Source organism: Pseudomonas sp. Wu6, assembly GCF_019891515.1.
Lineage (GTDB): Bacteria > Pseudomonadota > Gammaproteobacteria > Pseudomonadales > Pseudomonadaceae > Aquipseudomonas > Aquipseudomonas orientalis_A.
Genome location: NZ_JAFLXH010000005.1, coordinates 160,228 through 180,115, shown reverse-complemented (window position 1 = coordinate 180,115; position 19,888 = coordinate 160,228). Strand labels below are relative to the sequence as shown.

The 19,888-nt window shown below is 61.5% G+C and carries 22 protein-coding genes; 12 read left to right on the top strand and 10 right to left on the bottom strand.

Annotation, left to right across the window (positions count from 1 at the left end):
- Nucleotides 1-29 precede the first annotated feature (29 nt).
- The 5 genes from J1G34_RS05245 to J1G34_RS05225 form a co-directional block, all read right to left on the bottom strand.
- Nucleotides 30-965 (bottom strand): glutathione S-transferase family protein, encoded by a 936-nt coding sequence (locus J1G34_RS05245; RefSeq protein WP_122560349.1) that lies wholly within the window; start codon nt 963-965, stop codon nt 30-32.
- A 75-nt stretch (nt 966-1,040) separates the two neighbouring features.
- Nucleotides 1,041-1,313: a GIY-YIG nuclease family protein gene (locus tag J1G34_RS05240; protein WP_065895336.1), complete on the bottom strand. Its 273-nt coding sequence runs from the start codon at nt 1,311-1,313 to the stop codon at nt 1,041-1,043.
- 36 nt (nt 1,314-1,349) lie between these two features.
- Nucleotides 1,350-1,820 (bottom strand): nuclear transport factor 2 family protein, encoded by a 471-nt coding sequence (locus J1G34_RS05235; RefSeq protein WP_065885884.1) that lies wholly within the window; start codon nt 1,818-1,820, stop codon nt 1,350-1,352.
- A 90-nt stretch (nt 1,821-1,910) separates the two neighbouring features.
- Entirely contained in the window at nt 1,911-2,546 is a 636-nt protein-coding gene (locus J1G34_RS05230; protein WP_065936791.1) for a response regulator, read from the bottom strand.
- Nucleotides 2,547-2,743: 197 nt separating this feature from the next.
- Nucleotides 2,744-3,562 (bottom strand): response regulator, encoded by an 819-nt coding sequence (locus tag J1G34_RS05225; protein ID WP_065895334.1) that lies wholly within the window; start codon nt 3,560-3,562, stop codon nt 2,744-2,746.
- Nucleotides 3,563-3,969: 407 nt separating this feature from the next.
- On the opposite strand from J1G34_RS05225, the gene J1G34_RS05220 reads away from it, so the two are divergent.
- The 9 genes from J1G34_RS05220 (at nt 3,970) to J1G34_RS05180 (ending at nt 12,336) form a co-directional block, all read left to right on the top strand.
- Complete coding sequence (locus J1G34_RS05220) at nt 3,970-4,593, top strand: DUF1120 domain-containing protein (RefSeq protein WP_065936793.1); 624 nt, start codon at nt 3,970-3,972, stop codon at nt 4,591-4,593.
- Nucleotides 4,594-4,608: 15 nt separating this feature from the next.
- Nucleotides 4,609-5,247 (top strand): DUF1120 domain-containing protein, encoded by a 639-nt coding sequence (locus J1G34_RS05215; protein ID WP_065895343.1) that lies wholly within the window; start codon nt 4,609-4,611, stop codon nt 5,245-5,247.
- A gap of 34 nt (nt 5,248-5,281) precedes the next feature.
- Nucleotides 5,282-5,902: a DUF1120 domain-containing protein gene (locus J1G34_RS05210; protein WP_065895332.1), complete on the top strand. Its 621-nt coding sequence runs from the start codon at nt 5,282-5,284 to the stop codon at nt 5,900-5,902.
- A 12-nt stretch (nt 5,903-5,914) separates the two neighbouring features.
- On the top strand, nt 5,915-6,532 hold the full coding sequence (locus J1G34_RS05205) for a DUF1120 domain-containing protein (protein ID WP_222993478.1): 618 nt from the start codon (nt 5,915-5,917) through the stop codon (nt 6,530-6,532).
- A gap of 3 nt (nt 6,533-6,535) precedes the next feature.
- Nucleotides 6,536-7,219, top strand: a complete 684-nt coding sequence (locus J1G34_RS05200; protein WP_065895330.1) for a DUF1120 domain-containing protein — start codon at nt 6,536-6,538, stop codon at nt 7,217-7,219.
- A gap of 33 nt (nt 7,220-7,252) precedes the next feature.
- Entirely contained in the window at nt 7,253-7,957 is a 705-nt protein-coding gene (locus tag J1G34_RS05195; RefSeq protein WP_065895329.1) for a fimbria/pilus chaperone family protein, read from the top strand.
- Between the two features lie 116 nt (nt 7,958-8,073).
- The gene (locus tag J1G34_RS05190) at nt 8,074-10,515 is read left to right on the top strand and encodes a fimbria/pilus outer membrane usher protein (RefSeq protein ID WP_222993475.1); all 2,442 of its coding nucleotides are present in this window, start codon (nt 8,074-8,076) and stop codon (nt 10,513-10,515) included.
- A gap of 11 nt (nt 10,516-10,526) precedes the next feature.
- The gene (locus J1G34_RS05185; protein ID WP_065897357.1) at nt 10,527-11,666 is read left to right on the top strand and encodes a DUF1120 domain-containing protein; all 1,140 of its coding nucleotides are present in this window, start codon (nt 10,527-10,529) and stop codon (nt 11,664-11,666) included.
- A gap of 25 nt (nt 11,667-11,691) precedes the next feature.
- The gene (locus J1G34_RS05180) at nt 11,692-12,336 is read left to right on the top strand and encodes a DUF1120 domain-containing protein (protein WP_065895326.1); all 645 of its coding nucleotides are present in this window, start codon (nt 11,692-11,694) and stop codon (nt 12,334-12,336) included.
- Here the strand turns inward: J1G34_RS05180 and J1G34_RS05175 are convergent.
- Nucleotides 12,333-13,598: a CynX/NimT family MFS transporter gene (locus tag J1G34_RS05175; RefSeq protein WP_065895325.1), complete on the bottom strand. Its 1,266-nt coding sequence runs from the start codon at nt 13,596-13,598 to the stop codon at nt 12,333-12,335. The two genes, J1G34_RS05180 and J1G34_RS05175, sit on opposite strands and share 4 nt — an antisense overlap.
- A gap of 220 nt (nt 13,599-13,818) precedes the next feature.
- Between J1G34_RS05175 and J1G34_RS05170 the strand changes: the two genes are divergently transcribed.
- Together J1G34_RS05170 and J1G34_RS05165 are read left to right on the top strand one after the other, a co-directional pair.
- On the top strand, nt 13,819-14,130 hold the full coding sequence (locus J1G34_RS05170; RefSeq protein WP_065895324.1) for a type II toxin-antitoxin system MqsR family toxin: 312 nt from the start codon (nt 13,819-13,821) through the stop codon (nt 14,128-14,130).
- Nucleotides 14,127-14,606 (top strand): type II toxin-antitoxin system MqsA family antitoxin, encoded by a 480-nt coding sequence (locus J1G34_RS05165; protein ID WP_065897352.1) that lies wholly within the window; start codon nt 14,127-14,129, stop codon nt 14,604-14,606. Before J1G34_RS05170 ends, J1G34_RS05165 begins: the two co-directional genes overlap by 4 nt.
- Before the next feature lie 51 nt (nt 14,607-14,657).
- Here J1G34_RS05165 and J1G34_RS05160 read toward each other — a convergent pair whose 3' ends face one another.
- From J1G34_RS05160 to J1G34_RS05145, 4 genes are all read right to left on the bottom strand, one after another.
- Nucleotides 14,658-15,422, bottom strand: a complete 765-nt coding sequence (locus tag J1G34_RS05160) for an amino acid ABC transporter ATP-binding protein (RefSeq protein WP_003171943.1) — start codon at nt 15,420-15,422, stop codon at nt 14,658-14,660.
- Between the two features lie 11 nt (nt 15,423-15,433).
- Complete coding sequence (locus J1G34_RS05155; protein ID WP_016978216.1) at nt 15,434-16,531, bottom strand: amino acid ABC transporter permease; 1,098 nt, start codon at nt 16,529-16,531, stop codon at nt 15,434-15,436.
- Between the two features lie 10 nt (nt 16,532-16,541).
- A complete protein-coding gene (locus tag J1G34_RS05150) occupies nt 16,542-17,723 on the bottom strand; it encodes an amino acid ABC transporter permease (protein ID WP_065897350.1) in 1,182 nt (393 codons plus the stop codon).
- Between the two features lie 72 nt (nt 17,724-17,795).
- The gene (locus J1G34_RS05145) at nt 17,796-18,827 is read right to left on the bottom strand and encodes an amino acid ABC transporter substrate-binding protein (protein ID WP_016978213.1); all 1,032 of its coding nucleotides are present in this window, start codon (nt 18,825-18,827) and stop codon (nt 17,796-17,798) included.
- 345 nt (nt 18,828-19,172) lie between these two features.
- On the opposite strand from J1G34_RS05145, the gene J1G34_RS05140 reads away from it, so the two are divergent.
- The gene (locus J1G34_RS05140) at nt 19,173-19,829 is read left to right on the top strand and encodes an alpha/beta hydrolase (RefSeq protein ID WP_065895321.1); all 657 of its coding nucleotides are present in this window, start codon (nt 19,173-19,175) and stop codon (nt 19,827-19,829) included.
- Nucleotides 19,830-19,888 lie beyond the last annotated feature (59 nt).

The window sequence follows — 19,888 nt, the reverse complement described above, 5'->3', positions numbered from 1 at the left end:
CCTCACATCAGTGAGTAATTATTTTTTTGTTATTGCGCCTGGATGCGAAACCCCCACCGAGGGAAATGCACGTGCACGGTGCCGCCACGTTCATCAGTACGACGCAGGATCAGTTCTTCGCGCCCGGCAAACAGCAACTCACCGGCCACGGGGTCGACGCCATAGTCGATGGCCGCGATGGTCACCTGCTGTCCCGCCCTGAAGCCGTTCAAGTCCTCGAACGCCTCATCCGGCAGCGGTGCCGGGGTGGCATCGCGGGCGATCTTCAAGGCCTGCTCTGCGGTCATCGGACTGGCTGTGCCGTCGCCAACACTCAACACGCGTTCAAGCCAAGCCAACACGGCCGGATAGGCATCCACAAACGGCGCGGTGACCGGCGTGGCTTTCAGGAACCACAGTGAGTGGGCCAGGGCAAAGTCGGCAATCGAAGGCGCGCCGAACAGGAAATCGCCGGATTGCCGTTGTAGCTGTTGCTCCAGCCGCGTCATGATCGCCGGCCACTGATGCTTGGCCAACTCGGCCGGGAGCTTGCTGGCCGTGCCGCCACTGAACAGCGCGGCGCGGTCGGCGATGAAGGCCTTGATGGCTTCGGGTGGTAATTTGCCGAAACGCACCGCCACCGACTCCGGCTGGAACACCAGGCTCACGGCGTGGGCGAACACGACGCTGTCGGCCCAGGCGGCGAATGCCTGGGTGATCATTTCCTGGCCCGGCGGGAACAGCGCAGGCGCAGCCTTTTCCTGCTCCAGACGACGCGCGATCAGCGCCGTGTCGCAATAGATATCCGCCCCCACCTGCAGCACCGGGGTTTTCCGATAGCCGCCGGTCAAGGCCGTCAGGTCGGGCTTGGGCATCACCGGCGAAATGTGTACGGAATGCCAGGAGAGCCCCTTGAAGCCGAGTAAAAGTCGAGCTTTTTGCGCAAAAGGTGAGGTTGGATAATGATGCAGGATGAGCTCGGACATACGAGGCTCCGGATGGCGAATGAACGAGCAGATTACCGCGCAAAAGGTCCCGACGGTGTAATGGGAACCTATCAGTCAGCGTGATGAGCCACTCGCCGCCAGGCACTCCTTGGCGCTCTTCTTCAATTTCTTGATCAAGCGCTCCTGGCGCAACGCCTCACTCTTGCTCGCGCATTGCTCGGTGTACACCAGCGCTATGGCCGGGCTGGACAGGAAAAACCGCGCGCCCTTGCCGCTCTGGTGCGAAGCGAATCGGCGCACCGGGTCGTTGCTGATACCGCAATACAGCGCGCCATTGGCGGCGCGCACCAGGTAGACGTACCAGGGCTTGGGTTCAGGCGTGCTCACGGGTGGATTCGGCAAGGCAAAGGGGCGCCCAGTTTATCAACGACTGGCCTGGAATGCCTTCAAGCCTTTGTTCGCCTGGGCGCGCACGGCGTTTCGCACCAGCGGTGTCCAACCCAGCAGCAGGCCCTTGGTGCCCAACGCCTGGCGCGACCAGCGCCACAGGTCGAACTGATCATGGTGCTCGCAGATCTTGCCCTCGCGAAAGACGAAGCGCGCTTGGATATCGTTGACCACGGTATTGCCGGTCGCGCTGAACAAATAGGTGGCCACCCAGTGTGCACTGCCGGTGCGTTCATCACTGTTTACCTGGTCGAAGGTCAAGGAAAAATCCTTGGCCCGCGTGGTGAGCATGCGCCACATATCCCCCGCGTCACGGCCGCGCAGTTCACCAAAGGCCGGGTCGCTGAACACCACGTCATCGCTGTAGCAGGCGATCATGGCTTCGGCATCCAGACGCTGGAAGGCGCCGTAGAATCGGCTGATCAGGGCGTTGTGGGCATCACTCATGGGCAGGCTCCGCAGGGGTCGAAAGAGTAGGCGCACGATAAGCTGCCCACGCCGCCCTGGCTACTCTCATTCGCCAGGCAAATGGGCGGGCTACGGCGCTATGCCGGTACTGCGGGCGTAGGCGAACAAGTCAACGTCGGTGGAAATACTCAAGCGCTGCATGGCCGTGCTCTTCTGCTTGCTGATCGTGGAGACGCTGCGGTTGACCTGGGCTGCGATCTGGCTGACGGTCATGCCGCTGGCCAACATGCGCACCACCTCGCGCTCCTTGCCCGATAGCTGGGGTTCCTGGGACTGGTCACCGGTGCCGGCCTCCACCAGTTGCATGCGCAGGCATTCGCTGACGAAGGTCTGTCCGGCCTGTATGGCCTTGATCGCCAGGGGCAACTCCTTGGCCGAGGCGCTTTTGGCGACCACCGCCCTGGCGCCATGGGCAAAGGCGGCGCGTAAGGTGGCGACATTGGCGAACATCGTCACCAGAATCACCGGCAACTGCGGATACTGACGATGCAGCAGGCCCAACAGGCAATAACCATCAGCCTGCTGGCCGCCGGGCATGGCGAAGTCGGTGACCAGTACGTCGCACGGTGTATCACCCAGCACGCCTAGCAGTTGATCGGGGCCGTCGGCTTCACCGACCACCTTGCACTTGCCATTCGCCTCGATCACGACTTTTTGCCCGACTCGGACAATGGGGTGATCGTCAGCAATAATTACTCTAAGCATAGGCACCCACGAATGATGGCAACTTGAATCCGCGCAAAATACCTCTGCCTGCGATCATCAACAACTGCTAACAAAGAGCCGCTTGCGGCCGAACCCAATGTTCAGTAGCGGCCACTTTTTGGACTACAACACAATAGGAAAGCGCCTACAGTCAAAACCAGATCGCTGTGGAGATGAATGCTCAGCACCAGCATTCTTCAAATGTCGGACAGGTAATCGAGATAGGTGCACAGCTGTGCCTCGAACCCTTCCAACTGCGCCTTATGCGCAGCGACGCCATCGCACAGGACCTGCCTGATCACACTCACGGCGCTGGTTTCCAGGCCCGCGCCCCCCAGAAACACCAGGCTGCCGATCAACCGATGCAAGTGCTCGGCGGTCAGTGATGCGTTCAACGTCGCACGCGCATGGCGTAACACACGCAGGTCTTCCCAAGCCTCCACCAGCAGGCTTTCCAGCAATTGGTCGACAATGACGTCGCTGCCAAACGTGGCGACCAGCGAAGCACGGGTTGGCCAATTGATAATTGGCATCGCGGCTTCTTTTCCGGCGCGCGGGCCTTCATCGCCCGGCAACCAACGCACCAGTACAGCGTGCAATTGTTCAAGCGTCAGCGGCTTGACCAGCCAGGCATCCATGCCGGCCTTGCGGCAACGTTTCGGGCTGTCGTTTTGCAGATTCGCGGTCAAGGCGATGATCGGCACTCGCTTCAACCTGTTTTCGCGCTCGTGCCGGCGAATGGCGCGGGCCATGCTGTAACCGTCCATGAGGGGCATCCGGCAATCGCTGATGACCAGGTCGAAGGGCCTATGGGTAAAGGCGTCCAACCCCATGAGGCCATTGGCGGCAAGCTGGTGGCCGAGGCTGAGTTTTTGCAGCAGCCAACCCAATAACAGGCGATAGGCCGAATGATCCTCCACCACCAGCACATTCAAGTGCTGCCAATGAGGCCGGGGGGAAAAAGGCGGTTTGACTGTCTGGCTCGCTCCTGCGGTTGAACCTCCTGGCGAGCCCATCAGTACCTCTTCGTGGTGGTTAATCGGGCAGCCGTTTGCGGCATTGGCGCAGTCGCCAGGGCGAGCTGTCACGCAGCAGCGCCAGACATACCCTTTCGAAGGTTATCGACCGCAGCACCTATAACCTTTCAAGTCCATTCAAGCCCATACAACAACTACGAAAAGCACCGCGAAACAGCCTTCAAAACAGCGCGCCAGCCACGCCTGGCCAATGTCGTATTAGTTGTATTTCCCCCTCGCAGCCCCCTCGCTAAATTGTGTCCACCCCAAAAAGAGGGAAGGTTTGCCACTCCCCGGCAACCGCAAAAACTTCGAAACCGCCGCCAAGCCAACCCCCTCGCTCACTCAGGAACGGGCGTTGACCTGCACGCGTTTCAATCTGCCCGACTGCAATGGAATGAGTTGAAATGAAAACCCCTGTATCCCTGTTGAGCAGTGCCCTGCTGCTCGCCATGACCTCCTCGGTGTTCGCCGCCAGCAGCGTCGACCTGACCGTCAAAGGGCTGATCACACCCAGTGCCTGTACACCCAGCCTGCCAGGTGATGTGGACTTCGGGAAAATCGCCGCAAAAGACCTGAACCTCGACAAAACCACCACGCTTGAGCGCAAGACCGTGCAACTGAGCGTCAACTGCGATGCGGCGACGCTGTTCGCCATTGACCCCATCGACAACCGGGTCGGCTCCGCTATCTACCCTAGCTCCTTCGGGCTGGGCATGATCAACGAAAACCAGAAGCTGGGCAGGTATCAATTGGCGTTCAGCAACCCCGTCGCCGAGATCCCCTCCACGCTCCTGGCCAGGTACAACGGCGAGGAACGCTGGAGCCAGTTGATGCCTGACGATGGCATCGCCCCCAACGACCTGGTGGCACTGGGCAGTCGTGGCGACACCGGTTGGGCGCCGCACCCGATCAAGGACGCGATCCTGGACGTCACGCTCTACACCTCCATTGCCCCGGCAAGAGACCTGACCTTGACCGACGAAGTGGCGATAGACGGTTCCGCGACCTTTGAAGTCAAGTACCTGTAAATGGACGCTTCCACCATGAAAACCTCCCTGTGCCTGTTGAGCGCTGCCCTGCTGCTCACCATGACCGCCTCGGTGTTTGCCGCCAGCAGCGTCGACCTGGCTGTGAAAGGTCTGATCACGCCCAGCGCCTGCACCCCCACGCTGGCCCAGGGCGGTGTTGCCGACTATGGAAAGATCGCCGCCAGGGATCTTCGCGAAAACCAATCCACCCCCCTGCCGGCCACCACCCTGCAGCTGAACCTGAGCTGCGAGGCGGCAACGCTGTTTGCACTCGACGGTGTGGACAATCGCGCCGGCTCCTCGAACAGCCCCGACGATTACTCCTACGGCCTGGGGGTGATCAACGACACGGAGCGGGTGGGCAATTTTGTCATCATCGTCAGGGATTACCTCGCAGACGGCCTGCCGGTGAGCAAGCTGGTCTCAACAAACAACGGCACCACCTGGAACGAGAACAGTGAGGACGCCATCTGGATGCGCGGCCGACTCACCGCCTTCGGGAACAACGCCAATGGAAACTGGGCGCCCATCGCGATCAAGACGCTGAACAGCAGCCTGGTGGTACACCCCTTTATCGCCGCGTCCAGTGAGCTGACCCTGACCCGGGAACAACCGATCGATGGCTCCGCCACCCTGGAAGTGGTGTACCTCTAACCCTTCATCTTTCGTACTAAGGAAGGTTTAAACGATGACTTACCTGAGCGCTGTTCCCTTGGCCGTCCTCTTGTTGGGCGCCTCATCTTTCACGCTGGCAGGCAGCAGCCAGGACCTCACGGTCAAGGGCATCATCACCCCGAGTGCCTGCGCGCCCATGGTCTCCGGTGATGGCACGGTTGACTTCGGCAAGGTATCAGTCAGAGACCTCAACCCCGACACCTACACCGACCTGCCCAGAGAAACCATGCTGCTGAGCGTGCGTTGTGAAGGGCCGACTATTTTCACCCTGAACACCATCGACAACCGCGCCGGCACCACCGCCAGCCACTTCGCCTGGCATGGCCTGGGCGTGACAGCCAACGATGAAAAAGTCGGCGATGCCGGGCTCGGCCTGTACAGGCCAGTGGCCGATGGCGTGCCGGTACGCACCATCACCTCCCGGGATGGCGGCGTGACCTGGATGCCCTCGGTGATGCTCAGCCATACCTTGCTGACGGCGGTCGCCGACAACGACGGCCTGGCGCCGATTGCGGTCCAGGCGCTGGACGCCGAAATACGCCTGATCACGCACATCGCCCCCGCCAGCAGCCTGACGCTGACCGACGAAGTGCCCATCGACGGCCACGCCACTGTGCAAGTCAATTACCTCTAAGGAGCTCCCCCGATGAAAACCCGATTGACCACCCTGGCCGCCAGCGTACTGCTGCTCAACGCGGCAACGACCTTTGCCGCGTCCAGCGTGGACCTGACCGTCAAGGGCCTGATTGTGCCCAGCGCCTGCACCCCCAGCCTTTCCGGCGGCGGCGTGATCGACCACGGCAAGGTGTCCGCCAAGGATTTGCACCCGGACAGGGGAACGGCGATTGGGGTGAATACCCTGTCGATGAGCGTCAACTGTGACGCGCCGATCCAGTTTGCCCTGCACCCCATCGATAACCGCGCGGCCTCAGGCCTAAGCACGGACTTCGGCCTGGGCTTTATCAATGAAACCCAGAAGCTGGGCCACTTCTCCCTCACGTGGCGCGGCATGGTTGCCGACGGCGTGAGCGTTCAACCCATCGCATCAATGGACCAGGGCAAAACCTGGTACGCCGAGAAATTCTGGGAACCGAGCATGTACATGGCGGCGGCGTCGATGAGCGACGACACCCAGCCGCTGTCGATCAAAGACCTGAGCGTGGATCTGGAAGTGCTCACGATCATCAACCGCGCCGACAGCCTGGACCTTAGCAATGAAGTCACCATCGATGGCTCGGCCACCCTTGAAGTGAAGTACCTCTAACCTATGGCCGCCCATCCTCCGACCACCTGCAGGCATGGGCTGCGTCTTACGTTGCCCGAGCCCTGTAGATGGATGCGCATCTTCATCGCCGGGCTTTGCCTGGCCACGATGACCGCAGCCCATGGGGCTTCGGTCGTCGATCTGACGGTCACCGGCCGGGTAACCCCGGATGCCTGCCATATCGAGCTGACCCATGACGGCACCGTCGATCACGGCAAGATTGCGTCCCACAGCCTCAAAGACGACGAGTTCACCGTGCTGCCGATCCAGATGCTCGAACTGCGCGTGCAGTGCGCCAGGCCCATGCTGTTTGCGCTGGTGGGCATCGATAATCGCGCCGACTCTTCGTCGGCTCCCGATTATTTCTACGGGCTGGGCAGGAACATACACGTCCCCGAAGAGCGCCTGGGCTCCGTGGCGCTGGCCTATCGCAACGCGGTGGGCGACGCGCAGCCCATGCAGGTATTGGCCTCCGCCGACAACGGTGAAACCTGGTCGCAGGAGCCCAATGCCTACCCCGGTACCCATATGGCCTTTGCACCGACGGGTGACCGTCAACCCGACTTCATCAGCCAGTTGATCGTCCAGCTTCAAGTGAGCACCGCCATCAACTTCTCGCGTTACCTGACCCTGGACCAGGAAGTCCCGCTCGACGGAGCCATCGTTCTGGACCTGCGCTACCTCTGATCGATCCTCTTTTTGGCCTAATGGAAACCCGTCATGACGACGACATTCTCAAACACCGCTGTGGGCCTCCTTGCCTTGTTCCTCGTGCTCGGCAATCAGGTAAAAGCCGACGGTATGGTCCCGGACACCTCCGTGGTAATCGTGCATGAAGAAGACGGCGAAGCGTCCGTGTCGGTGACCAACACCGACAACCAGCTCGCCCTTTTGCATGTCACCTTGCAGGATATTGCGGAGGACACCGAACCATTGCTGGTGGTGACGCCGCCGCTGTCACGGGTCGAAGCGTCCAAATCCCAGCTGGTGCGTTTCATTTTGCAAAACCAGCAGCCATTGCTCACCCAACGGCTTAAACGCGTGGTGTTCGAAGGCATGCCCCAAGGCCGCGCAGCCACCGCCGCCGGGCATGCCCGCGTGGGCGTGACCGTGCGCCAGAACCTGCCGGTGATCGTGCACCCCAAGGGCCTGGCCCCCAACCGCACACCCTGGACCGACCTGACCTGGACACTGCGCGACGGCCAGTTGCAGGTGCGCAACGACACGCCGTATGTGGTGCGGCTGGCGCAGGAGCTGCGACTGCTGCCCGGCGACGGCAGGGCCATGCTGCCGCGCACCTACGTGCTGCCGGGCGAAGCCTTGAGCGTCCCGGCCAGCGGTAGCCAGGCACGTACGGTAAGGCTGCAACCGGCCACCGTGTACGGGTTTGCGGTCAAGGCCTACGACGCACCGATCAGTTTCTGACGCAACACCCAGGCGGCATCATCCACCGCCGCCTGAGTCACGCAGTGACCGCTCATTGAGCGTCACCCGAACGCCTGGACCACAAGCCCTAGGCGTTCACCACCCGAGTACCTTGCTTGAAAACAGTATTGAGTTACCGTGACGGCGAAGCCGTGCCCGATCCCTCTGCCGGCGCCGCCCTGCCGCTGGTGTTGCTGCTGTGTGCGCTGCTACCGGCCAGGGTCTGCGCCGAGGATGCCAGCCCGTCCGGGTTCGATGCACAGACCTTGCATCAACGTGGCATCGATCCGCAGTTGGCCAGCCTGTTGCTTTCTGCACCGCGCTACGCGGCCGGGCAACATACCGTCAATCTGCGCGTCAACGGTCAGCCCCGTGGCCGCTTGGCGGTGAATTTCGATCAGCAGGGCAATCTGTGCTTTGACCGCACCTTGCTGGACGGCGCCCAGCTGATGCGTGCCGATGAGGCGGCCGGGTGCGAGGATTTCCTTGTCCGCTACCCGCAAACCCTGGTGGAGCCGGACCCGGCAACGCTGACGGTGTCGCTGGTGGTACCCACCCAAGCCCTGCGCACGGTGCAGCAGGATATCTCCGGCTACCAAACCGGTGGGTTAGCCGGGCTGCTCAACTACGACCTCAGCGGCTTCTACAATCGCTTCGGTGATGACGCCAGTCGCTTTGGCTCGGCCAATACCGAGGTGGGATTCAATGCCGGCGACTGGATCGTGCGCAGTCGCCAGGTGCAGACCTGGCAGGATGGCCTGTCACGCAGCACCCACTTGGAAGCCTATGCCCAGCGCACCTTCGCCAGCCACCAGGCGGTACTCCAGGCAGGGCAAATCAACCTGTACAACCCGGTACTGTCCGGCGCGCAGATCACCGGCGTGCAGGTGCTCACCGAACACGCCCTTCAAGAACAGGGCCAGGGCGCGCAGATCCAGGGCATCGCCAACAGCCCGGCCCAGGTGGAGGTGCGCCAGAACGGCGCGTTGATTCATTCCACCGTCGTGCCCGCCGGGCCCTTTACCCTCACCGATGTGCGTCGCTTGAACACGCGCTCGGACGTCGAAGTCACGGTCAAGGAAAGCATCGGCGGCGAGCGGCGTTTTACCGTGCCGGCGGCGATGCTCGGGCTCGGGCTCGGGCTGCCGGCGCCGGGTTACTCCGTGGCGGCGGGCCGGGTGCGCAATGTGGGCGATGCCAAAGGCGATGATCCGTGGGTAATCAGTGGCGGCTGGACCGGCGCTCTGCACCCGCAGTTGACCCTGGGCACGGGCGTGCTGGCGGCCAGTGAATACCGCTCGATGGGCGCCACCCTGGGCGTGTTGCCGTGGCTGGATAGTCAGCTTCAGTTGTCCACTCAACTGTCCAACACCCAGGCCCGGGAAAAGGTGTCCGGCATACAGACAGATCTTTCCTGGTCCCAGCGCCTGGGCGAGCGATGGTCGATCAGCGCAGCCAATTCCTGGCGCAGCATCGGCTACCGCGAACTCGAAGAAAGCACTTACGCGCGCGACGACAACCACCGCGATTCGCGCTACCGCGACCAGCAAAGCCTCAACCTGGGCTGGTCCCACCCACGATTGGGTGCATTCAGCGCCGGGGTGTCGCGCTCGGCCAATTTTGCCGGCGACAGCAGCAGCCGTGCGCTGGCCTCCTGGGGCACAAGCCTGGGCGTGGTGTCGTTGTCAGCCAGTGCCGAGTGGCAAATGGGCGGTCGCCAGCAGCAGGACAACGCGGTGTACCTCACGATCGGCGTGCCGTTGGGCGAGAGTCGCCGGCTACGTAGCTGGGTGCGTAATTCCGGCGGCCAGAACCGCACCGGGCTGGGCATCACGGAACAGATCGACGACCAACTCGGCTATCGCGTCAGCGCCGAACACGACAGCAGCGACCATCAGGTGGAAACCACCCTGGGCGTGTCGGCATTGCCGCGCTACAGCCAGCTCGACGTGAGCTACAGCCGCTCCGATGCCGAGCGCTCCAGCTACCAGGGCAGTGCGCGCGGCGGTGTGGTGCTGCACGGCGGCGGCGTGACCTTTTCCCCCTACCCGGTGCGTGACACCTTCGCCCTGGCATCGGTGGGCGACATGAGCGGCATCAAGCTCAACACCCCCAGCGGCCCGGTATGGACCGACTGGCAAGGCCAGGCCGTGGTGCCGCAAGTGGCTGCCTACGGTCGCAGCCCGGTGGAAGTGCAGACGCGTTCATTGCCGCGCAACGCCGATATCAATAACGGCCTGGCAATGATCTCGGCCGGACGCGGTGCCGTGGAGCGCGTCGAATTCGGCGTCGGCCTGACCCGCCGCCTGTTGCTCACCGTCAGCACGGAACAGGGCGAACCGCTGCCCGCAGGGGCCTCCGTCAGCAGCGCTGATGGCGAGTTCATCACCCTGGTGCAGGACAGCAGCCAGGTGTTCCTGCCCAATGTGCTGGACCAATCGACGCTGTGGATAACCACGCCGCAAGGGCGTCGTTGCCAATTGCGCTACTCACTGCCGGAAAAAGCCGACCCCTCGGTGTACTTCGAAACGGCCCCCGCACGCTGTCATGCACCTTGAGGATTTCCGCCATGCCCCTTGCAACCTGCTTGCGTCAACTGTGCCTGTGGCTGTTGATCGGCGTCGCCGGCACTGCCCAGGCCATGGACGAATGCCAACTGAACGTCAGCGAACCGCTGCTGGATTTCGGCCTGATGAACCGCCTGGCGCAAAGCGACGGCGCGCCGGAACGCCTGCTCGGCGAACGCCGTCTGAGTGTGACCGTCAACTGCCCGCAGGCCGAAGACCTCAGCCTGTTCTACCGTGCAAAAGCCGCCAGCCCACAGCGCCTGCGGTTTACCGAACACGGCAGCTATGCCATTGAGGCCGGGAATGCCCTGCTCGATGGCCGGGCGGTGGAACTGGGTTTGCTGCCGGCCGTGGGTCAGGCACCCGTCGCCAATGGCAGCGTCGTGCAATGGCGACCCGGTCATGGCATCGCGCCGGTCGAACGAGGCGCTGTGCTCACGGGAAAAACCCTGGCGCTGCAATTGACCGTGCGCGCCTGGGCTGACCCTGCCGCCACCCAAGTGCGCGATGCCACCACCTGGGAAATCTCCGACATGCTGTACGGCGCACGCCATGGGCGCTACCGCGAACTGACGCTGCGTGCGCACTTTGCCCCGATCGCGTGCCTGCCGACGCTATCCGACCAGGGTGTGGTGGACTACGGCACTTTGTATGCCAAAGACCTCAACAGCAGCACTGAAACGCCCTTGCCCACTCGCACCCTGCGCCTGAACGTGACGTGCGACGCGCCGATCCGCTTCGCCCTGCACATGAAGGACAACCGCGATGGCTCGGCCACCGGCGGCATCGACGAAACCGCCTATGGCCTGGACCTGGATGCGAGCCGTGGCAAGATCGGGCGCTTTTACCTCACCCTCGATCCGGCGGAGTTCAGTGCCGATACCTTCCCCGCGTTGTACCGCACCGACTCCACCAGCAATGGCGTGGCGTGGAGCAGTTCCACCGCGCGGCAAATCCCCATGGCCGCCAACAGCATCATGGGGTTTACCGACAAAACCGGCGTCACCAGCGGGCCAGTGGCCCTGCAGACCCTGACCGGCACGATGCGCATCAAGACTTATCTTGCGCCCATGCAAACCCTGGACCTGCGCGAGGTCGTGCGGATCAACGGTTCCGGCACGCTCGAAATCGTCTACCCCTGAGCCATCACTGTGAGGAGTCCGTCCCATGAAAACCCGTCTCTTTTCCAGCCTGTTGCTACTGGCCAGCACCCCCTCGGTACTGGCCGCCTCGACTGTGGACCTGAGTGTCCATGGCCTGATCACTCCCGCCGCCTGCTCACCGCAGCTGTCCAGCGGCGGCCTGATCGACTACGGCAAGATCGCCCGGCAGGACCTGAACCTGGAGACCGCCACGCGCCTGCCGCCAAAGACCCTGCATATTGGCATCGCCTGCAATGGCCCCGTGCGCTATGCCTTGCGCATGCGCGACAACCGTGACGGTTCAGCCATGGTCAACAGCGAGATTTATTACGGCCTGGGGTTCGATAACAGCGGCAATCGCCTGGGGGTTTACTCCATGACCTTCGACCCAAGGCAAACCCAGGCCGGCAACACCGCGCAGGTCTATGGCACCGAATCCACCACCGGTGGCCTGGCGTGGCGCACGTCCAATCTCAACCCCATCGACATCGGTTCCAGAAGCTACCTGGGCTTTACCGCTGTCGAAGGCAGCGTCAGCGGGCCCACGGCCATCAGTCTCCTGGACGGCATTGTCACGGTGCAGACCGTGATCAATGCCCGGCAGAACCTGGACTTGAGCGTGGAGACCGCGCTTGATGGATCGGCCACGCTGGAAGTGGTGTACCTCTAGACTTGCTCGCTGGTGACTTGCACGTAGCGCGCACGCCCGGCACCGAGGCCCGCGACGATAGCCCCCAGGCCGATCACGGCGAAAATCCAGCCGATGGCTGTCCAGCCGCCGGTCCAGTCATGCACCAGGCCGACCGCGAAAGGGCCGAGAGACGCCAGGGTGTAACCGATGCCCTGGGCCATGCTCGACAGGTTGGCCGCCACGTGGGAATCGCGTGAACGCAACACGATCAAGGTCAGCGCCAGGCTGAAGGTACCGCCCTGCCCCAGGCCCAGCACAATCGCCCACCCCCATAAGCCCTCCAGCGGTGCGTAAAGACAACCGAACAAACCGCCCAGGGTCAGCAGCATCACCACCACGATTGCCAGGCGCTGATCCTTGCCACGGGTGGCGAGCCAGGGGGCGGCAAGGGAGCTGAGCAGTTGCACGATGATCGAGCCGGATAATGCCAACCCGGCCTCGGTGGCGCTCAGGCCGCGACCGATCAGGATCGACGGCAACCAGCCGAACACGATGTAGGCCAGCGACGACTGCAAGCCCATGTAGAGCGTGACCTGCCAGGCCAGTGGGTCGCGCAGCAGACCCTTTACACGATAAGCAACGCGGTGGCTGCCGTGCTGTTGGCCGACCTGCGGCAACCAGACCAATGCCGCCGCCAGCGCCGGCAGTATCCAGAAGCCCAGGCCAATGGTCCAACGGTCACCAAAGTAGTGACTCAACGGCACGGTAGCGCCCGCTGCCATGGCGGCGCCCAGGCACAACGCCATGGTGTAGACCCCGGTCATGGTCCCGGCCTGCCTGGCGAAATCACGCTTGACGATGCCCGGCAACAGCACGCCGATGATGCCGATGCTCGCACCGGCAATCAGGCTGCCGACGAACAGGCCCACTTCGCCGAACGAACTGCGCAGGATGATCCCGGCGGCCAGGGTCAATAGAATGCCCAGCACCACGCGCTCGGCGCCAAAACGTCGCGCCAGCATCGGCGCGGTCGGCGCGAACAGGCCCAGGCACAGCACCGGCAAGGTGGTCAGCAAGCCGGCCTTGGCGGCCGACAAACCCAGGCTGCTGGAGACTTCAGCCAGCAGCGGCGACAGGCTCGACAGCGCCGGGCGCAGGTTCAGCGCCACCAGAACCAGGCCGAGCAACAGCAACCAGGGTCGCGCCACGCTCGGCTGCGCGCGTTGCACACCCTCATCGTCGGCCTCGGCGTCAATCAGCAGCTCTTCAAGTTCAGTCTTGCGTTGCGTTTCAGGGGTCATTGATCAACTGCCGGCAGAGGGATTTGGCGCGTTGCGGATCTTGCCGAGCGCAGTGCCTGCAGCTCGCCTGCAGTACGGCCAATCATGGGATGAATTTTCCCACAGGCTATTCGGAGCTGCCTACAAAGGCAACGCACTAGGGTTCTTAGGCAGGAAAAGGAGCAGTATTTTCGATTGGTAAAATTACCCTTAGAGGGTAATTATTGGCCTCAGGTGTCTTATGGAAAAGTACACACCTCATTACGATTTGGCGGTGATAAAGGCGGATGTCAGGCGGCTTGGAGACCAGGCATTTACCGCAACTGCCAGGACCACAGGAAGGAAACTCGGTTTCACAATCCATGAAATGCGAGAGATCGTTTGTCAATTGCAAGCAAGGATGTTGTACAAATCAATGACTTCCTATGCCGACCATAGGGTCTGGCAGGACGTGTACCACATCAGTTCACACGGCATGGAGATTTACATAAAGGTCACTTACTGCATAGGCGGCACCCCACCGGTAATCTCCTTCAAGGAGTGCAACTCATGAAAACCCAACAATGCTGTATATGCGGTGCGCCCGAAGGAATGACACGCTTCGAGGGGCGCAGCGAAACCCTTAGCGTCAAAGGGATGGAGCGTCGTGTTGATGACCTTTCTGGCTGGGAATGCCATGTATGCCGGGACGGCATGTATGACCCCGATAGCTCAGCGCGCCACGCGAAAGCAGGTGATGAACTCATCCACGCTGCACGAAAAATGATCGGCACCGAGATGAAACGCATCCGCCGTAAGCTGCATCTCACACAAAAAGAAACGGTGGAGCTTTTGTCAGGCGGTGGCCACAACGCGTTTTCACGCTACGAACGCGGTGAGCTCCTGCCACCCAAACCCCTGGTGCTACTGATGCGGTTATTGGATCGCTACCCGCACCTGCTAGCTGATGCCAAGGTATTGGCCGAGGGTGCTGACATGCGGGGGTTCACCCATACCGTCAACACAGAGCATGAGGCGAAAATTTCATAGCCTTCAAGCAATAAACCCGGCACCAGGCCGGGTTTATTTTTCACCCATCGATCAATGCAAAATCTGGCTCAGGAACAACTTGGTCCGATCATTCTGCGGATTGTCGAAGAAGTCATTCGGCGCCGCCTGCTCAACGATCTCGCCCTTGTCCATGAAGATCACGCGGTTGGCCACGGTGCGCGCAAACCCCATCTCATGGGTCACGCACAACATGGTCATGCCGTCTTCGGCCAGGCCGATCATGGTGTCCAACACCTCCTTGACCATTTCCGGGTCGAGTGCCGAGGTCGGCTCGTCGAACAACATGATCTTGGGCTTCATGCACAGCGCGCGGGCAATCGCCACACGCTGTTGCTGGCCACCTGAAAGCTGCCCCGGAAACTTGTGGGCCTGCTCCGGGATGCGCACGCGCTCAAGGTAATGCATGGCGATTTCCTCGGCCTTGCGCTTGGGCATCTTGCGCACCCACATCGGCGCCAGCGTGCAGTTCTGCAGGATGGTCAGGTGCGGGAACAGATTGAAGTGCTGGAACACCATGCCGACCTCGCGGCGGATCGCTTCGATCTGCTTGAGGTCGTTGGTCAGTTCCACGCCATCGACCACGATGCGGCCCTGCTGGTGCTCTTCCAGACGGTTGAGGCAGCGGATGGTGGTGGACTTGCCCGAACCCGACGGGCCGCACAGCACGATACGCTCGCCCTGCTTGACGTTGAGGTTGATGTCTTTCAACACGTGGAACTGGCCGTACCACTTGTTGACGCCCTGCATCTGGATAATGCCTTCAGGGCTCACAGGCTGTTTGATCGCTTCGCTCATAACAACAACTCCTAACGCTTGTGGCCTGTGTCGAGCTTGTGTTCCAAATGAATGGAATAGCGCGACATACCAAAACAGAAAATCCAGAACACCAGGGCGGCGAACACGTAGCCTTCGGTGGCCATGCCCAGCCATTTGGGGTCAGCGGCGGCTTGCTTGACGCTGTTGAGCAGGTCGAACAGGCCGATGATGATCACAAGGCTGGTGTCCTTGAACAACGCGATGAACGTGTTGACGATGCCGGGGATCACCATCTTCAGGGCTTGCGGCAGTATCACCAGGCCCATGCTGCGCCAGTAACCCAGGCCCATCGCCGCAGCCGCTTCGTACTGGCCCTTGGGAATCGCCTGCAAGCCGCCGCGCACCACCTCGGCCACGTAGGCCGACTGGAACAGGATCACGCCGATCAATGCGCGCAGCAGCTTGTCGATGCCCATGCCTTCAGGCAGGAACAGCGGCAGCATCACCGAGGACATGAACAGCACGGTGATCAACGGCACGCCGCGCCAGAATTCGATGAAGGTCACGCAGACCACCCGAATCGCCGGCATGTTCGAACGCCGTCCCAACGCCAGCATGATGCCCAGCGGCAACGCGCCGGCAATGCCCACGGTGGCGATGACCAGGGTCAGCATCAAGCCGCCCCACTGGCTGGTGGCCACGTTGGTCAGCCCGAACGCACCGCCGTGCAGCAGGAAGAACGCGATGATCGGGTACAGCACCAGAAAGCTCAGGCCATAGACCGCCTTGCGTTGAAAGCGCGAGATGAACAACGGCGCCACGCCGACAATCGCCAGCCAGACGGTGAGGTCTACGCGCCAGCGCAGATCGCCGGGGTAGTAGCCGTACATGAACTGGCCGAAGCGCTGTTGGATGAATACCCAGCAGGCGCCTTCCTTGGTGCAATCGGCGCGCGTGGTGCCGACCCAGTTGGCATCGATGATCGCCCAGCTGAGGATCGGCGGCACTACCAGGTAGATCAGGTAGAACGCCAGCAATGTCAGCAGCGTGTTGAGCCAGCTGGAGAACAGGTTGGCGCGCATCCATGCCATCGGCCCGAAGACTTTGTTCGGCGGCGGCATATCAGGTTTGAACGTATGTGAACTCATGGGCGTTTCCTCACCGCTCGATCAGCGCAATGCGCTTGTTGTACCAGTTCATCAGCAGGGAAATGCTGATGCTGATCGCCAGGTACACGCTCATGGTGATGGCAATGACTTCGATGGCCTGGCCGGTCTGGTTGAGCACCGTGCCGGCAAACAGCGAAACCATTTCCGGGTAACCGATACCGGCGGCCAGTGACGAGTTTTTCGCCAGGTTCAGGTATTGGCTGGTCAGCGGCGGAATGATCACCCGCAGGGCCTGCGGGATGATGACCTTGCGCAGCGTCGGCCCGGGGCGCAGGCCCAGGGAACGTGCCGCTTCGGTCTGGCCATGGCTGACCGACTTGATGCCCGAACGCACGATCTCGGCGATAAACGCAGCGGTATAGACGGTCAGCGCCAGGGTCAGTGCCAGCAGTTCAGGGATCAGTACCCAGCCGCCGACGAAGTTGAAGCCTTTGAGCTCGGGCATTTCCCAGTGCAGCGGCGCGCCGAAGAGCAACGCGCACAACGCCGGGATCACGATGAACAACGCCAGCCCCGCCCAGAATTTATGGAACGGAACACCGGTGGCTTCAAAGCGCTTGTTGGCCCAGCGTGCCATCAGCACGATTGCCACGATGGCAACCACGACGCTGGCCACGAACGGCCAGAAACCATCAGCGGCAATCGCAGCCGGCATGTTCAGGCCACGGCTGCTGACAAAGAAGGTGTCGCCGAAATTGTGACTGTTGCGCGGCCCCGGCATGGTCAGGAACACCGCAAAGTACCAGAACAGGATTTGCAGCAGCGGCGGAATGTTGCGGAATACTTCCACATACACGGTCGCCAGCTTATTGATCATCCAGTTCGGCGACAGCCGCGCCACGCCGATGATGAAGCCGAGCAGGGTCGCCAGGACCACACCGATCACGGTCACCAGCAAGGTGTTGAGCAAACCGATCACAAACACCCGGGCATAGCTGTCCGACTCGGTGTAATCGATCAAGTGCTGCGCGATGCCGAAGCCGGCACTGCGCTCGAGAAAGTCGAAACCCGAGGTAATGCCCCGGTGCTGCAGGTTGGTCTGGGTGTTATTGAAGAGGTACCAGCCCAGCGAGACCACCGCCACAATCGTGATGATCTGGAAGAGCCACGCACGCACTTTGGGATCGCTGAAGCTGAGCTTCTGCTTGGGTGCGCCGATTTGATTTTGCATGAAGTGCCCCGAAAAGAATGGAACAGAACATCACCCGGCGGTTGGCCCACCGGGTGACAGAACCATCAGCGATCAGCGCACAGGCGGTGCGTATTGAATGCCGCCGTTGTTCCACAGCGCGTTCAGGCCACGGTCGATTTCCAGCGGGGTGCTCTTGCCCAGGTTGCGCTCGAACACTTCGCCGTAGTTACCAACTTGCTTGACGATCTGCACGACCCAGTCTTTCTTCACTTTCAGGTCTTTGCCGTATTCGCCGTCAGCACCGAGCAGACGGGCGACGTCCGGGTTCTTGGTGGACTTGGCTTCAGCTTCAACGTTTTTGGAGGTGATACCGGCTTCTTCAGCATTGAGCATGGCGTAGCCAACCCAGCGCACGATGGCCAGCCACTCGTCGTCGCCGTTACGCACGACCGGGCCCAGGGGCTCCTTGGAAATGGTTTCCGGCAGCACCACGTAGTCCTTCGGCGCGGCCAGCTTGCTGCGCTGGGCGAACAGTTGGGACTTGTCGGAGGTCAGCACGTCGCAACGCCCGGATTCCAGCGACTTGGCGCTTTCATCGGAGGTGTCGAAGGTGATCGGGGTGTATTTGAGGTTGTTGCCACGGAAGTAGTCGGAAACGTTCAGCTCGGTGGTGGTACCGGCCTGGATGCAGATGGTTGCACCGTCCAGTTCCTTGGCGCTTTTCACGCCCAGCTTGTTGTTAACCAGGAAGCCGATGCCGTCGTAGTAGGTGATGAAGCCCGGGAATTTCAGGCCCATGCCCGCATCGCGGGAGCTGGTCATGGTGGTGTTGCGCGACAGGATGTCGACTTCGCCGGACTGCAGCGCGGTGAAACGCTCCTTGGCGTTCAACTGGCTGAACTTGACCTTGGTCGCGTCGCCGAAAACGGCGGCGGCGACGGCACGGCACACGTCAGCGTCGATCCCGAGGATCTTGCCGCTGGCATCCGGCACCGAGAAACCCGGCAGGCCGTCACTCACGCCACACTGTACAAAGCCTTTCTTCTGCACGGCGTCCAGGGTGGCGCCAGCCTGGGCAAAACCACTGACACCCAATACGGCGGCCGCGGTCACGATGGCCAGGGTGGATTTCAATACCTTCATTCAAACCTCCAGTTGCTCTTGTTGTGTCGGAGCTCCAACCTCAGCGCACCCTTATGAGGCGATATCGACCCGTGTTGGCTTTTTTTGGGGTCAAGCAGCATGAGATCTTTGCGGTAATTCCAGTTGCTTCCCCACAAGCGGCAGTCACTGATAGTGTTACCGCCCTGGGAGAGTTCTGACATCGACCTACACATAGCAAGGCCCGTACCAGAGTGCCGGCTGAGTCGCTGAGTACCCGGTTCAATAGCAAAAGATTCAACCTTGCGACATTCTCTTAACAGATCAACCTGTCGCGCACCGTTGCGACGCACCCAATCGGAGCGCCTGCACATCTATGGAGCAAACATGACCGAACCCTTGATTCTAGAGCCCGCCAAGCCCGCAGACGCCTGCGTAATCTGGCTGCATGGCCTGGGCGCCGATCGCTATGACTTTCTGCCGGTAGCCGAAATGCTGCAGGAAACGTTACTGACCACCCGCTTCGTTTTGCCCCAGGCACCCAGCCGCCCGGTGACGATCAACGGTGGCTACGAGATGCCGAGCTGGTACGACATCAAGGCCATGAGCCCGGCCCGTTCGATCAGCCTGGAAGAACTGGAAGCGTCGACCGATACGGTCACGGATTTGATCGAAGCGCAGAAAAGAACCGGGGTAGACGCTTCGCGTGTTTTCCTGGCTGGCTTTTCCCAAGGGGGTGCGGTGGTTTTCCACACAGCCTTTAAAAAATGGCAGGGCCCGCTGGGTGGCGTGATCGCCCTCTCCACTTACGCGCCGACGTTCGACGATGAGCTGGAATTATCCGCCAGCCAGCAACGCATTCCGGCCCTGTGCCTGCACGGCCAGTGCGACGAGGTGGTACAGAACGCCATGGGCCGCAGCGCCTATGAGCATCTGAAGACCCGTAGTGTCACCGTGACATGGCAGGAATACCCAATGGGCCACGAAGTGTTACCCGAGGAGATACGCGATATCGGCACTTGGCTGGCTGAGCGCCTGCGCTGACTCGCGCGTTTATGTAGTTGTATGACAGACGCACTACGCCGCGCCCGATTCTTGCATTA

Excerpts from the sequence above, each read along its gene's own strand:
- J1G34_RS05245 (WP_122560349.1), bottom strand. The coding sequence starts at position 965 with ATGTCCGAGCTCATCCTGCATCATTATCCAACCTCACCTTTTGCGCAA.
- J1G34_RS05235 (WP_065885884.1), bottom strand. The coding sequence starts at position 1,820 with ATGAGTGATGCCCACAACGCCCTGATCAGCCGATTCTACGGCGCCTTC.
- J1G34_RS05230 (WP_065936791.1), bottom strand. The coding sequence starts at position 2,546 with ATGCTTAGAGTAATTATTGCTGACGATCACCCCATTGTCCGAGTCGGG.
- J1G34_RS05225 (WP_065895334.1), bottom strand. The coding sequence starts at position 3,562 with ATGGGCTCGCCAGGAGGTTCAACCGCAGGAGCGAGCCAGACAGTCAAA.
- J1G34_RS05220 (WP_065936793.1), top strand. The coding sequence starts at position 3,970 with ATGAAAACCCCTGTATCCCTGTTGAGCAGTGCCCTGCTGCTCGCCATG.
- J1G34_RS05215 (WP_065895343.1), top strand. The coding sequence starts at position 4,609 with ATGAAAACCTCCCTGTGCCTGTTGAGCGCTGCCCTGCTGCTCACCATG.
- J1G34_RS05210 (WP_065895332.1), top strand. The coding sequence starts at position 5,282 with ATGACTTACCTGAGCGCTGTTCCCTTGGCCGTCCTCTTGTTGGGCGCC.
- J1G34_RS05205 (WP_222993478.1), top strand. The coding sequence starts at position 5,915 with ATGAAAACCCGATTGACCACCCTGGCCGCCAGCGTACTGCTGCTCAAC.
- J1G34_RS05200 (WP_065895330.1), top strand. The coding sequence starts at position 6,536 with ATGGCCGCCCATCCTCCGACCACCTGCAGGCATGGGCTGCGTCTTACG.
- J1G34_RS05195 (WP_065895329.1), top strand. The coding sequence starts at position 7,253 with ATGACGACGACATTCTCAAACACCGCTGTGGGCCTCCTTGCCTTGTTC.
- J1G34_RS05185 (WP_065897357.1), top strand. The coding sequence starts at position 10,527 with ATGCCCCTTGCAACCTGCTTGCGTCAACTGTGCCTGTGGCTGTTGATC.
- J1G34_RS05180 (WP_065895326.1), top strand. The coding sequence starts at position 11,692 with ATGAAAACCCGTCTCTTTTCCAGCCTGTTGCTACTGGCCAGCACCCCC.
- J1G34_RS05175 (WP_065895325.1), bottom strand. The coding sequence starts at position 13,598 with ATGACCCCTGAAACGCAACGCAAGACTGAACTTGAAGAGCTGCTGATT.
- J1G34_RS05170 (WP_065895324.1), top strand. The coding sequence starts at position 13,819 with ATGGAAAAGTACACACCTCATTACGATTTGGCGGTGATAAAGGCGGAT.
- J1G34_RS05165 (WP_065897352.1), top strand. The coding sequence starts at position 14,127 with ATGAAAACCCAACAATGCTGTATATGCGGTGCGCCCGAAGGAATGACA.
- J1G34_RS05160 (WP_003171943.1), bottom strand. The coding sequence starts at position 15,422 with ATGAGCGAAGCGATCAAACAGCCTGTGAGCCCTGAAGGCATTATCCAG.
- J1G34_RS05155 (WP_016978216.1), bottom strand. The coding sequence starts at position 16,531 with ATGAGTTCACATACGTTCAAACCTGATATGCCGCCGCCGAACAAAGTC.
- J1G34_RS05150 (WP_065897350.1), bottom strand. The coding sequence starts at position 17,723 with ATGCAAAATCAAATCGGCGCACCCAAGCAGAAGCTCAGCTTCAGCGAT.
- J1G34_RS05145 (WP_016978213.1), bottom strand. The coding sequence starts at position 18,827 with ATGAAGGTATTGAAATCCACCCTGGCCATCGTGACCGCGGCCGCCGTA.
- J1G34_RS05140 (WP_065895321.1), top strand. The coding sequence starts at position 19,173 with ATGACCGAACCCTTGATTCTAGAGCCCGCCAAGCCCGCAGACGCCTGC.